The 12,041-nt window shown below is 67.8% G+C and carries 11 protein-coding genes; 8 read left to right on the plus strand and 3 right to left on the minus strand.

Features of this window, described 5'->3' with window-relative positions; genetic code table 11:
• Both J2Y49_RS23005 and J2Y49_RS23010 read left to right on the plus strand, forming a co-directional pair.
• Positions 1–714 (plus strand): FAD-binding protein (locus J2Y49_RS23005; RefSeq protein WP_310117325.1); only part of this gene is annotated, 714 nt, incomplete at its 5' end.
• Positions 715–752: 38 nt separating this feature from the next.
• Positions 753–2,573, plus strand: a complete 1,821-nt coding sequence (locus J2Y49_RS23010; RefSeq protein WP_310117326.1) for an acyl-CoA dehydrogenase C-terminal domain-containing protein — start codon at positions 753–755, stop codon at positions 2,571–2,573.
• Here the strand turns inward: J2Y49_RS23010 and J2Y49_RS23015 are convergent.
• Complete coding sequence (locus J2Y49_RS23015) at positions 2,515–3,174, minus strand: pseudouridine synthase (protein ID WP_310117327.1); 660 nt, start codon at positions 3,172–3,174, stop codon at positions 2,515–2,517. The genes J2Y49_RS23010 and J2Y49_RS23015 overlap by 59 nt on opposite strands.
• Positions 3,175–3,253: 79 nt before the next feature.
• On the opposite strand from J2Y49_RS23015, the gene J2Y49_RS23020 reads away from it, so the two are divergent.
• A complete protein-coding gene (locus J2Y49_RS23020; protein ID WP_310117328.1) occupies positions 3,254–4,180 on the plus strand; it encodes a glyoxylate/hydroxypyruvate reductase A in 927 nt (308 codons plus the stop codon).
• Between the two features lie 2 nt (positions 4,181–4,182).
• Here J2Y49_RS23020 and ubiB read toward each other — a convergent pair whose 3' ends face one another.
• Together ubiB and J2Y49_RS23030 are read right to left on the minus strand one after the other, a co-directional pair.
• Positions 4,183–5,721: a 2-polyprenylphenol 6-hydroxylase gene (gene ubiB / locus J2Y49_RS23025; RefSeq protein WP_310117329.1), complete on the minus strand. Its 1,539-nt coding sequence runs from the start codon at positions 5,719–5,721 to the stop codon at positions 4,183–4,185.
• Positions 5,722–5,727: 6 nt separating this feature from the next.
• The gene (locus J2Y49_RS23030) at positions 5,728–6,531 is read right to left on the minus strand and encodes a class I SAM-dependent methyltransferase (RefSeq protein ID WP_409017897.1); all 804 of its coding nucleotides are present in this window, start codon (positions 6,529–6,531) and stop codon (positions 5,728–5,730) included.
• A 487-nt stretch (positions 6,532–7,018) separates the two neighbouring features.
• On the opposite strand from J2Y49_RS23030, the gene rpmI reads away from it, so the two are divergent.
• From rpmI to J2Y49_RS23055, 5 genes are all read left to right on the plus strand, one after another.
• Positions 7,019–7,219 carry a 50S ribosomal protein L35 gene (gene rpmI, locus J2Y49_RS23035; RefSeq protein ID WP_012975158.1) on the plus strand — a complete coding sequence of 67 codons (201 nt, stop codon included), beginning with the start codon at positions 7,019–7,021 and terminating at the stop codon, positions 7,217–7,219.
• Between the two features lie 35 nt (positions 7,220–7,254).
• Positions 7,255–7,626, plus strand: a complete 372-nt coding sequence (rplT, locus tag J2Y49_RS23040; protein ID WP_149228229.1) for a 50S ribosomal protein L20 — start codon at positions 7,255–7,257, stop codon at positions 7,624–7,626.
• Positions 7,627–7,757: 131 nt separating this feature from the next.
• Positions 7,758–8,825 (plus strand): phenylalanine--tRNA ligase subunit alpha, encoded by a 1,068-nt coding sequence (gene pheS, locus J2Y49_RS23045; RefSeq protein WP_310117330.1) that lies wholly within the window; start codon positions 7,758–7,760, stop codon positions 8,823–8,825.
• A 12-nt stretch (positions 8,826–8,837) separates the two neighbouring features.
• Complete coding sequence (gene pheT / locus J2Y49_RS23050; RefSeq protein ID WP_310117331.1) at positions 8,838–11,249, plus strand: phenylalanine--tRNA ligase subunit beta; 2,412 nt, start codon at positions 8,838–8,840, stop codon at positions 11,247–11,249.
• A gap of 435 nt (positions 11,250–11,684) precedes the next feature.
• A complete protein-coding gene (locus tag J2Y49_RS23055) occupies positions 11,685–12,038 on the plus strand; it encodes a response regulator (protein WP_149228226.1) in 354 nt (117 codons plus the stop codon).
• Positions 12,039–12,041 lie beyond the last annotated feature (3 nt).

A 12,041-nucleotide genomic window follows, 5' to 3' on the forward strand; every position in this document is an offset into this window, starting at 1 on the left:
CCGGTCGCGGCGCTGCTGGTCTCGCTCGCTTCCGGCTACAGCCACGTCTTCGCCGCCGCCACCTCGGTGGGCAAGAACGTGCTGCCGCGCGTCGCCGCCTTGCTCGACGTGGCGATGATCTCCGAGATCACCGCCGTGATCTCCGCCGACACCTTCGAGCGGCCGATCTACGCCGGCAACGCCATCGCCACCGTGCAGTCGGCCGATGCGGTGAAGGTCGTCACCGTCCGCACCACTGCCTTCGAGGCCGCCCCCGCCACCGGCAGCGGCGCGGTCGAGAGCGTCGCTACCGTGGCAGACCCCGCCCTGTCGAGCTTCGTCTCGGCCGAGCTGTCGAAGTCGGAGCGCCCGGAGCTGACCTCCGCCCGCATCGTCATTTCCGGCGGTCGCGGCATGCAGTCGGGCGACAACTTCCACCTGCTGGAGGCGATCGCCGACAAGCTGGGTGCCGCGGTGGGCGCCAGCCGCGCGGCGGTCGATGCCGGTTTCGTGCCGAACGACTACCAGGTCGGCCAGACCGGCAAGATCGTTGCGCCGGATCTCTATGTCGCCGTCGGCATCTCGGGCGCCATCCAGCATCTGGCCGGCATGAAGGACAGCAAGGTGATCGTCGCCATCAACAAGGACGAGGAGGCGCCGATCTTCCAGGTCGCCGACTACGGCCTCGTCGCCGACCTGTTCAAGGCCCTGCCGGAGCTGCAGCAGGCCGTCTGACATCGTTCACACCCCTCCGCTACCCGAAGAGGTCCCCCATGACCGCCGCCGCGATCCCCTATACCCCGCCGCTGAAAGAGATCCGCTTCGTCCTCGACCACCTCGCCGGCATGGCCGACGTGGCGGCTCTGCCGGGTTTCGAGGATGCCAGCCCCGATATGGTGGACAGCATCCTGGGCGAAGCGGCGAAGATCGCCGAGAACGTCCTGGCTCCGCTGAACCGTATCGGCGATGTCCAGGGTGCCAAGCTCGACGCCGACGGCATCGCCCGTACGCCGGAAGGCTGGGGGGCGGCGTGGCAGGCGCTGGTGGAGGGCGGCTGGAACGGGCTGCCCTTCGATCCGGCGCGCGGCGGCATGGGGCTGCCCAACCTGCTGAACACCGCGGTGCAGGAGATGTGGCATTCCGCCAACATGGCCTTCGCGCTCTGCCCGATGCTGACCCAGGGGGCGGTGAACGCGGTTCAGCTTTATGGCTCGGACGCGCTGAAGGACATCTACCTGCCCAAGATGATCTCGGGCGAGTGGACCGGCACCATGAACATCACCGAGCCGCAGGCGGGGTCCGACCTTGCCGCCACGCGGTCTCGCGCGGTGCCGAACGGCGACCATTACCTCGTCAGCGGGCAGAAGATCTTCATCACCTATGGCGACCATGACCTGACGGAGAACATCGTCCATCTGGTGCTGGCCCGCCTGCCCGATGCGCCTCCGGGCGTGAAGGGCATCAGCCTGTTCGTCGTGCCGAAGTTCCTGGTCAATGCCGACGGCAGCCTGGGCGCCCGCAATCAGGTGAAGTGCGTGTCGCTGGAGCACAAGCTGGGCATCCACGGCAGCCCGACCGCCGTGCTGTCCTTCGGCGACGAGGGCGGGGCGACCGGCTTCCTGGTGGGCGAGCCGAACCGCGGCCTGGAATACATGTTCACCATGATGAACCACGCCCGGCTGAACGTGGCCATGCAGGGCCTGTCGATCGCCGAGCGCGCCTATCAGCAGGCGCTGGCCTATGCCCGCGACCGCGTGCAGGGCAAGCCGCTGGGCTGGACCGAGGGCCAATCGAAGGGGATCGTCAACCATCCCGACGTCCGCCGCCTGCTGATGGGCATGAAGGCACGGATCGAGGCGATGCGCGGCATCCTCTACACAGCCGCCGCCGCGGTGGACGTGGCGCACCATCATGCCGACGAGGCGGCGCGCGGCCGGGCCGCCCTGCTGGTCGATCTGCTGACCCCCATCGCCAAGGGCTGGTGCACCGAGACCGGTCAGCAGCTGGCCTCGGACGGCGTGCAGATCCATGGCGGCATGGGCTTTATCGAGGAAACCGGTGCTGCCCAGCATCTGCGCGACGCCCGCATTACCACGATCTATGAGGGCACGACCGCCATCCAGGCCAACGACCTGATCAACCGCAAGATCCTGCGCGACGGCGGGGCGACCGCCAACGGGCTGCTGGACGAGATCGCGGCGCTGGGCGGCGAGCTGTCCGGCCATGCCGATGACGCCTTGCGCGTCACCGGGGCTGAACTGGTCGCTGCGGTGCATGAGGCCAAGCAGGCGGTGGCCTGGGTGCTGAGCGTGGCGAAGCAGGATCCGCGCCTGCCGGCCGCCGCGTCGGTGACGCTGCTGGAACTGATGGGCGTGGTCGCCGGCGGCTGGCAGCTTGCCCGCGCCGCCAAGGTGGCGGTGGAGCGGCTTGCGGAGGGAGATGCCGACACCGCCTTCCTGTCGGCCAAGCCGCTGACCGCGCGCTTCTTCGCCACCCATGTTCTGCCGAAGGCGGCGGCGCTGCGGGCTACCGTCGTCAACGGTTCCGCGAGCGTGATGGCGCTGAGCGAGGAGCAGCTGTTCGGCGCGGCTTGACGGGGCCGCGCTTACCGGTTGGTGCCGGGGCCTTTGGCCCTGCTGGGGGTGTCGCGGGCGGTTGGGGGACCTCCCGCCACTGCCCCGGTGCCAGCCCGTCCAATGTCCAATCGCCGATCGACCAGCGGATCAGCCGCAGGGTGGGGAAGCCGACCGCAGCGGTCATGCGGCGGACCTGCCGGTTGCGCCCCTCGCGCAAGGTCAGCGCGATCCAACTGGTGGGGATGGCGGCGCGGTAGCGCACCGGCGGGTCGCGCGGCCACAGCGACTCCGGCTCCTCCATCCGCCGCACCTCGGCCGGGAGGGTGGGGCCGTCCTTCAATGTCACGCCGCGGCGCAGAGCCTCCAGCGCCTCGTCGGTCGGCATGCCTTCCACCTGCACCCAGTAAGTCTTGGGCATCTTGTTGGCCGGCGAGGCGATGTGGGCGATCAATGGTCCGTCATCGCTCAATGCCAGCAGCCCCTCGCTGTCGCGGTCGAGCCGGCCGGCGGCATAGACGCCCTTCACCGGCACCAGTTCCGCCAGGGTCGGACGGCCCTGGTCGTCGGTGAATTGCGGCAGCACGCCATAGGGCTTGTTCAGCAGGATCAGGCGCGGCACGGGCTTGCTTCCTTGCGGAGTTCGGGAAAGGCGCTATCGTTCGCACCCCAACAGCACTCTAGATAGCAGGGGTTCGGCCGTGACGCTTCTGTTCTGCTCCGCCAGCGACAGCGCCGAGGATTGGCGCCGGGAAATCGCCCGCCATTTTCCCGACCTGGAGATGCGCGTCTGGCCCGAGACCGGCGATGTCGCCGACATCGAGGTGGCGGTGGTGTGGAAGCCGCCGGCCGGCATGCTGGCGACCCTGCCCAACCTGCGCCTGATCGTGTCGCTGGGCGCCGGGGTGGAGCCGATCCTGGAGGACCCGACCCTGCCCGACGTGCCGCTGGTGCGCATGGTGTCGGAGGGGCTGACCGTCGATATGGCCGGCTATGTGGTCTATCAGGTTCTGTACTGGCACCGGCTGATGGACGCGTATGCCGCTTTCCAGGCCGAGGCACGGTGGGAGCAGTTGGACCATCGCCCGGCCTCCGAGGTGACCATCGGTTTCCTGGGGATGGGCGAGCTGGGGGTGGCGTCGGCCCGTACGCTGCGGACCCTTGACTATCGCCTGAAGGGCTGGAGCCGCAGCCCCAAGAGCATCGAGGGGGTGGAGAGCTTCTCCGGTCCCGACGGTCTGGCGGCGATGCTGCCGCAGTGCGATTTCCTCGTTTGCCTGCTGCCGCTGACCGACGAGACCCGCCGCATCATGGATGCGTCGCTGTTCGCCGCCTTGCCCAAGGGGGCGGTGGTCATCAACGCCGCCCGCGGCGGGCATCTGGTCGAGTCGGATCTGCTGGATGCGCTGGACAGCGGCCATCTGCGCGGCGCCAGCCTGGACGTCTTCGCGACGGAGCCGCTGCCGGTCGACCACCCGCTCTGGCGCCATCCGAAGGTCCGCATCACCCCCCATGTCGCCGGCGTCACCCACCCGTCGCTCTGCGCCGTGCAGGTGGCCGATGCGGTGAAGGCCCTGCGCGAGGGCCGGCCGCTGCCCAATCTGGTGGACCGCAGCCGGGGGTATTGAAGTTACAGCATCTGAACCGCAATCACCGCCAGCAGGGCCGCGATCACCCACAGGGCGGCGCGGTCCGAGCGGCGGCGGCTCTCCCAACCGTTCAGCATCTGGCGGACGGTCTGCGGGTGCAGGCGCACACCGCCTTCCGCCATGTCGCGGGTCACCCGTTCGGCCTCGCCGACCAGGGCGGGGATGCGGCGGACGGTGGAGAGCAGGGCGCCGGCATCGTCGATGAACTGCGCCTCCGGCCCGCGGTTCTCGCGCATCCACTCCTCGATCAGCGGACGGGCCAGTTCCCACATGTTGATGTTGGGGTTCAGCAGCCGCCCGACGCCCTCGGCGGTCAGCATGCTCTTCTGCAGCAGCAACAGCTGCGGCTGGGTTTCCATCTCGAACTGTTCGGTGACGGCGAACAGCTGGGCCAGCAGCCGGCCGACCGAGATGTCGGCCAGCGGCTTGTTCTGCAACGGCTCGCCGATGGCGCGGCAGGCCTGGGTGAAGATCTCGATCGACTGGTGGCGCGGAACGTAGCCGGCCTCGAAATGCACGATGGCGACGCGGCGGTAGTCGCCGGTCAGAAAGCCGATCAGCATGTCGGCGAGGTAATAGCGCGTCTCGCGGTCGAGCCGGCCCATGATGCCGAAATCGACGGCGGTGATGGTGCCCTGTTCGTTGATGAACAGGTTGCCGGGATGCAGGTCGGCGTGGAAGAAGCCGTCGCGGAACACCTGATTGAAGAAGCTGGCCGAGGCCATCGCCAGGATCTCGTCGCGGTCGAATCCGGCGGCGGAGATGCGGGCCGGCTCGTCCACCTTGAAACCGCGGATGCGCTCCAGCGTCAGCACCCGGCCGCCGGTGCGCTCCCAATCGACCTTCGGCACGTTGAAGGTGACATCGTCCTTGAAGTTCGACGCCAGTTCCGACGCGGCCGCCGCCTCCATCCGCAGATCCATCTCCAGCCGGGAAGTGCGGGCGAAGGTGTCGACAATCTCGGTCAGGCGCAGCCGCTTCAACCTGGGCAGCACCCATTGGGCGAGGCTCGCCAGCCGGTAGAACAGGTCGATGTCGCGCTCGAACGCCTCTTCGATGCCAGGACGCAGCACCTTGACCGCCACCTCCTGCCCATCGGCGGTGACGGCGAAATGGACCTGCGCGATGGAGGCGGCGGCGACCGGCTTGTCGTCGAAGCTCTGGAACAGCGCCTGGACCGGCTGGCCGAACTCCGCCTCGATGATGGCGCGGGCCTGATGGGCGGGAAAGGGCGGCAGCTTGTCCTGCAACTCCGCCAGATCGACGGCCATCCGCTCGCCGACCAGATCGGAGCGGGTGGACAGAAGCTGCCCCAGCTTGATGTAGGTGGGGCCGAGTTCGGCCAGCGCACGGGCCAGCCGCTCGCCCTCGCGGCCGGGCACGTCCTTGCGGGCGATGCGGCGCCACAGCCAGAGCAGGCCGGGGGCGGTGCCCAGCAGGCTGACGGGCAGGGCATCGTGACGGGCGACCGTTCGGCCGATCACGGCCATCCGGATCAGGTTGCGCAGGATACGGAACACGGGGTCTTAAATCCGCCAGCCGGAATGGATGGCGGCGATCCCGCCCGACAGGTTGCGCACCCGCACCGCGCCGAATCCGGCGGCCTCGATCCGTTTGGCCAGATCGGCCTGCTGCGGGAAGCGGCGGATGCTCTCGGCCAGATAGCGGTAGCTCGCCTCGTCCTTCGCCACCACGCGGCCCATGAAGGGCAGCACCTGGAAGGAATAGACGTCGTACAGCTCACGCAGCACCGGCAACACGACGTGGCTGAACTCCAGGCAGTAGAACTTGCCGCCGGGCTTCAGGACGCGGTGGGCCTCCTTGATCGCCTCGTCGATGCGGGTGACGTTGCGCAGGCCGAAGGCGATGGTGTAGGCGTCGACCGAGCGCGAGGCGATGGGCAGCTTTTCCGCGTCGCCGACCGTCCATTGCACGCCGGACAGGATGTTGCGGTCGACGGCGCGGTCGCGGCCCACCCGGACCATCGCCTCGGTGATGTCGCAGACCACCGCGGCCCCGCCGCCGCGCTTCAGGAAGCGGAAGGCGATGTCGCCGGTGCCGCCGGCCACGTCCAGCAGGGTCATGTCCGGCTTGGGCGCCACCAAATCCATCAGCGTGTCCTTCCACAGCCGATGGATGCCGCCCGACATCAGGTCGTTCATCAGGTCGTAGTTGGTCGCCACGCTGTCGAAGACGGCGCGGACCAGCCCGGACTTGGCGGACGGATCGACGGGGGTGAAGCCGAACCAGTTGCCTTCGGCACCGGAGGGGGCGGCACCGGACGCGGGCTTTTGCGGATCGGCGGAGGATGGGGGGGTGCGGTCGCTCATGGCCGGGAAGATAGCGCGCACAGGGGCCATGCGCCAGCGGGGGCGTGCGGTGCGGAAGGCGCTGCGGCGAATGGCGTAGGGCGGATGGGGGGCTGGTCGGGAGGCGGCGGCGATGGAACACCATGAAACGGTTTCCGGCGTCTGTTCCATGGGGTGCGGTCCGGTGGTGTGCCGGCGATGCGGTGGGAGATGGAACAGGATGAAACAGTTTTCCGGTGATGTTCCATCTGGCTCTCCCCAGCGTGTTGTTGGGTGCAAAATCCTAGCACGAGAGCGTCGGTGTGAGGAGGGGAGCCGGGAAACGGCCTGGGATCGCGACGAGAGCCAATAGGGATGCCCCTTGCGGCCACGCACATCCCTCTTGCATCCCCTTGCACCCGCGCGTATAAGCGCATCCTTCCACGGGCGGCGAGGCCGGGCCGAGAGGCTCAGGGCATGCCCAACCGTTCGCTGGAAATTCCGCCTCATTTCCATCTAGGAAACGAAAATGCCCAAGCTGAAGACGAAGAGCGGCGCCAAGAAGCGCTTCAAGGTGACCGCCACGGGTAAGGTTCGCGCTCAGGCCGCCTACAAGCGCCACTGCCTGGAACAGAAGTCCCCGAACATGAAGCGCAACGCGCGCGGCATGATGACCCTGTGCGACTCCAACGCCCGCACGGTGCTGAAGAACTGGCTGCGCAACGCCTGATCTCGGCACATCATAGAATTCGGAAGGACTGAACCATGGCTCGTGTTAAGCGCGGCGTCACGACGCACGCCCGTCACCGCAAGATCCTGAAGCTCGCCAAGGGCTACCGGGGTCGCAATTCCAAGAACTTCCGCATTGCGGTCGAGAAGGTCGAGAAGGCGCTTCGTTACGCCTACCGCGACCGCCGCAATAAGAAGCGCGATTTCCGCGGCCTGTGGATCCAGCGCATCAACGCCGGCGTCCGTCAGTACGGCCTGACCTACTCGCGCTTCATCAACGGCATCAAGCTGGCCGGCATCGAGATCGACCGCAAGGTCCTGTCCGATCTGGCCGCGCGCGAGCCGGAGTCTTTCAAGACCCTGGTGGACAAGGCCCAGGCCGCGCTCGCCTCCAAGGCCGCCGCGTAACGCCCAGCGCTTCCCGCTCCAGGGAACGCTTGCCGTCACGGCGTCAGTTGTAAGAGAAGGGAGCCGGGCCGCTGGGCCGGCTCCCTTTTTCTTTTTGCACCGATTTTTCCCCACGCTTGCCGGGAACCGCCATGCTCGACGCGCTGAAAGACGAACTTCTGTCGCAGGTCAACGCCGCCGCCGACCTTTCGGCGCTGGACGAGGTGCGGGTCTCCGCGCTCGGCAAGAAGGGGCGCATCACCGGCTTCATGAAGGAGTTGGGGAACCTCACCCCGGACGAGCGCAAGGAGCGCGGCCAGCAGCTCAACGCGCTGAAGGACGAGATCGCCGCCGCCATCGACGCGCGCAAGTCCGACCTCGCCGCCGCCCACCTGAAGGCGCGGCTGGAGGCCGAACGGGTCGACGTGACCCTGCCGGTCCGCCCGGAGACCGAAGGGCGCATCCACCCGATCAGCCAGACGATGGACGAGATGATCGCCATCTTCGCCGAGATGGGCTTCTCGGTCGCCGAAGGGCCGGACATCGAGGACGATTTCCACAACTTCACCGCCCTGAACTTCCCGCCCGGCCACCCGGCGCGCGACATGCACGACACCTTCTATCTGCCGGACTCGGGAGATAAGAAGATGCTGCTGCGCACCCACACCAGCCCGGTGCAGGTCCGCACCATGCTGAACAACAAGCCGCCGATCCGCATCATCGCACCGGGGCGGACCTACCGCTCCGACTACGACATGACCCACACCCCGATGTTCCACCAGATCGAGGGGCTGGTCATCGACGAGGCAACCAACATGGGGCACCTGAAGGGCTGCCTCGTGGAGTTCTGCCGCGCCTTCTTCGACGTGGACGACCTGCCGCTGCGCTTCCGCCCCAGCTTCTTCCCCTTCACCGAACCGTCGGCGGAGGTCGATATCGGCTGCTCCCGCAAGGGCGGCGAGCTGAAGCTGGGCAATTACGGCGACTGGCTGGAAATCCTCGGCTGCGGCATGGTCCACCCGAACGTGCTGGAAGCCTGCGGCATCGACAGCACCAAGTATCAGGGCTTCGCCTTCGGCATGGGGGTGGAGCGCGTGGCGATGCTGAAATACGGCATCCCCGACCTGCGCACCTTCTTCGAAGCCGACCTGCGCTGGCTGAAGCATTACGGCTTCTCGGCCCTCGACATTCCCAACATCGCCCACGGCCTGACGCGCTAAGGAGCCGGACCCATGAAGTTCACGCTGTCCTGGCTGAAGGACCATCTGGAGACCGACGCCTCGCTCGACCAGATCACGGAAAAGCTGACCGCCCTCGGCCTGGAGGTGGAAGGCGTCCACGACCGGTCGAAGGAACTGGCGCCCTTCCGCGTCGCCCATGTCGTTTCGGCCGAAAAGCACCCGGACGCCGACAAGCTGCGCGTGCTGATGGTCGATACCGGCGCCGGCACCCTGCAGGTCGTCTGCGGCGCCCCCAACGCACGCGCCGGCATGAAGGGCGTCTTCGCGCCGGAGGGAACCTATGTCCCCGGTTCCGACATCACGCTGAAGAAGGGCGTCATCCGCGGCGTCGAGTCGAACGGCATGATGTGCTCCAAGCGCGAGCTGAAGCTGTCGGACGAGCATGAAGGCATCATCGAGCTGCCGGACGACGCCCCCGTCGGTGCCGGCTTCGCCGAGTATGCCGGTCTGAACGACCCGGTCATCGACATCAACCTGACGCCCGACCGCGCCGACTGCGCCGGCGTGCGCGGCATCGCCCGCGACCTTGCCGCCGCCGGCATGGGGACGCTGAAGCCGCTGACCGAGGGGCATCTCGACACCACGCCGGTGGAGGGCCGCTTCGCCAGCCCGATCGGCGTGTCGATCGAAGCCCCGGAGGCCTGCCCGCTGTTCGTCGGCCGCTTCATCCGCGGCGTGAAGAACGGCCCGTCGCCGAAATGGCTGCAGGACAAGCTGGTGTCGATCGGCCTGCGCCCGATCTCGGCGCTGGTCGACATCACCAACTACCTGACCTTCGACGCCGCCCGTCCGCTGCACGTCTTCGACGCCGACACGGTGACGGGCAACATCACCGTCCGCCTGGGCCGCGAGGGCGAGACGCTGGCCGCACTGAACGGCAAGGAATACGCCCTGGACGGCGCCATGACCGTGGTGGCCGACGACGCGCGGGCGGAGGCTCTGGCCGGCATCGTCGGCGGCGAGCCGACCGGCTGCACCGAGCAGACCGTCAACGTCTTCGTCGAGGCCGCGCTGTTCGATCCGGTGCGCACGGCGCAGACCGGCCGCCGGCTGGGCATCGACTCCGACGCCCGCTATCGCTTCGAGCGCGGCGTCGATCCGGCAGCGGTCTTCACCGGCATGGAGCGCGCCACCCGCCTGATCCTGGAACTGTGCGGCGGCGAGCCGTCGGAACTGGTGATCGCCGGGGCCGAGCCGGACTGGAAGCGCAGCCTGAGCCTGCGTCCGGGCCGCGTCGCGGCGCTGGGCGGCGTCGACCTGCCGCGCGACCGTCAGGTGCAGATCCTGATGGACCTGGGCTTCACGGTCGAGGGCGAGGATGCGGACGGCCGACTGCGCTTCGGCGTGCCGTCCTGGCGCGCCGACGTCCATGGCGAGGCCGATCTGGTGGAGGAGGTGCTGCGCGTCCACGGCTTCGACGCCATCCCGGCGACGCCGCTGCCGCGCGAGACGGTGCTGACCCGCCCGGCCCTGACGCTGAAGCAGCGCCGCGTGGCGCTGGCCAAGCGCACGCTGGCCGGCCGCGGCCTGTCGGAGGCGGTGACCTGGTCCTTCCTGTCCGGTCCGGTCGCCGAGCTGTTCGGCGGCATCGAGCCCGGCTTGCGGCTGGTCAACCCGATCAGCAGCGACCTGGACGTCATGCGCCCGTCGATCCTGCCCAACCTGATCCAGGCCGCCGGCCGCAACGCCGACCGCGGTTTCGCCGACGTGCGGCTGTTCGAGGTCGGGGCGGCCTTCCGCAGCCCGGCACCGGACGGGCAGGATACGGTCGCCGCCGGCATCCGTGCCGGTGCGGCGGTTCCGCGCCACTGGACGGAGAAGGCGCGCGGCGTCGATGTGTTCGACGCCAAGGCCGACGCGCTGGCGGTTCTCGAGTCGGTCGGCGCCCCCGCCGGCAACCTGCAGGTCACCACCGACGCGCCGGGCTGGTACCATCCCGGCCGCTCCGGCGTGCTGCGACTCGGCCCCACCGTGATGGCCCGCTTCGGCGAGATCCATCCGTCGGTGCTGGAGACGCTGGGCGTCAAGGGTCCGGTCGTCGGCTTCGAGGTGATGCTGGACGCCGTGCCGCTGCCCAAGAAGAAGGGCGGCACCGCCAAGCCGATGGTCCAGCTGTCCGCCTTCCAGCCGGTGGAGCGCGATTTCGCCTTCGTCGTCGACCGCAAGGTGGAGGCCGACAAGATCCTCCGCGCCGTCAAGGGCGCCGACAAGGCGCTGGTCAAGGATGTTGCGGTGTTCGACGTCTATGAGGGGCCGGGCGTGGGCGAAGGGCGCAAGTCGGTCGCCGTGTCGGTCACCTATCAGCCGACCAGCGCAACCCTGACCGAAGAGGCGATCGAAGCGGTCGGCCAGAAGATCGTCGCGGCAGTGGTCAAGGCCACCGGCGGAAGCCTGCGCAGCTGAGGATCGACATCCTTCGGTTGAAGGAATGACCGAGCAATACAAAAGACCCCCCGCTTCGCCGGGGGGTCTTTTTTTGTGAAGCGGAAAAAAACTCATAGAGAGTCGCTACTCAGTTACCCGATCATACAAGCATATGATGAATCGCTGATTGAGAAATCCCGAGTGCTTTCGGTAAGGGAAGACCGTGGTACTCTTCGTTGCAATTCAATGTTTGACGAAAGCGTGGGGCTCCGTGGAAAGATCGGGTTGCCGGACAATTTGTCTGCGGAAGGCGTGCGGAGCGACGGATGTCACCGCTATGGCACAGGCAACGCTTCCATTGCCTTGGCGTGTTCGGTGGCAATCATAATGCTGATGACGAAGCTGGGGTAACCAATGGCTGAGCCGAAAGACGATCAAGCAAGCAACCCGGCATCGGTTAAGCCACTTGTCGTTGTGGTTGACGATGATCGGTCGATCGTCGAAGGGCTGGCGATCCTGCTGGACGGCTGGGGATACGAGGTGGTGACCGCAGTCAGCGCCGCCGCCCTGGAGGCGCAACTCGGCGGCCTGACCCGGACGCCGAACCTGATCATCGCCGACCATTACCTGCCTGCCGGCCGGACCGGGCGCGAGGTGGTGGAGCGCGTCCGCACCGAAACCGGGCAGCAGATCCCGGCCATCATCCTGACCGGCGACAGCACTCCCGAACGGCGTGACGAGGCCGAACTGATGGGTTGCCAGCTGCTGCTGAAGCCGGTGCAGGTCGGACCGCTGCGCGAAGCGGTGGAAGCGCTTTGCCGCCCTTGAGGA

The organism is Azospirillum sp. BE72 (assembly GCF_031455875.1).
Taxonomy (GTDB): domain Bacteria; phylum Pseudomonadota; class Alphaproteobacteria; order Azospirillales; family Azospirillaceae; genus Azospirillum.

What these genes read in the sequence shown, in the direction of transcription:
- rpmI (WP_012975158.1), top strand. Translation starts at nt 7,019, where the DNA reads ATGCCCAAGCTGAAGACGAAGAGCGGCGCCAAGAAGCGCTTCAAGGTG.
- J2Y49_RS23010 (WP_310117326.1), top strand. Translation starts at nt 753, where the DNA reads ATGACCGCCGCCGCGATCCCCTATACCCCGCCGCTGAAAGAGATCCGC.
- pheT (WP_310117331.1), top strand. Translation starts at nt 8,838, where the DNA reads ATGAAGTTCACGCTGTCCTGGCTGAAGGACCATCTGGAGACCGACGCC.
- rplT (WP_149228229.1), top strand. Translation starts at nt 7,255, where the DNA reads ATGGCTCGTGTTAAGCGCGGCGTCACGACGCACGCCCGTCACCGCAAG.
- pheS (WP_310117330.1), top strand. Translation starts at nt 7,758, where the DNA reads ATGCTCGACGCGCTGAAAGACGAACTTCTGTCGCAGGTCAACGCCGCC.
- J2Y49_RS23030 (WP_409017897.1), bottom strand. Translation starts at nt 6,531, where the DNA reads ATGAGCGACCGCACCCCCCCATCCTCCGCCGATCCGCAAAAGCCCGCG.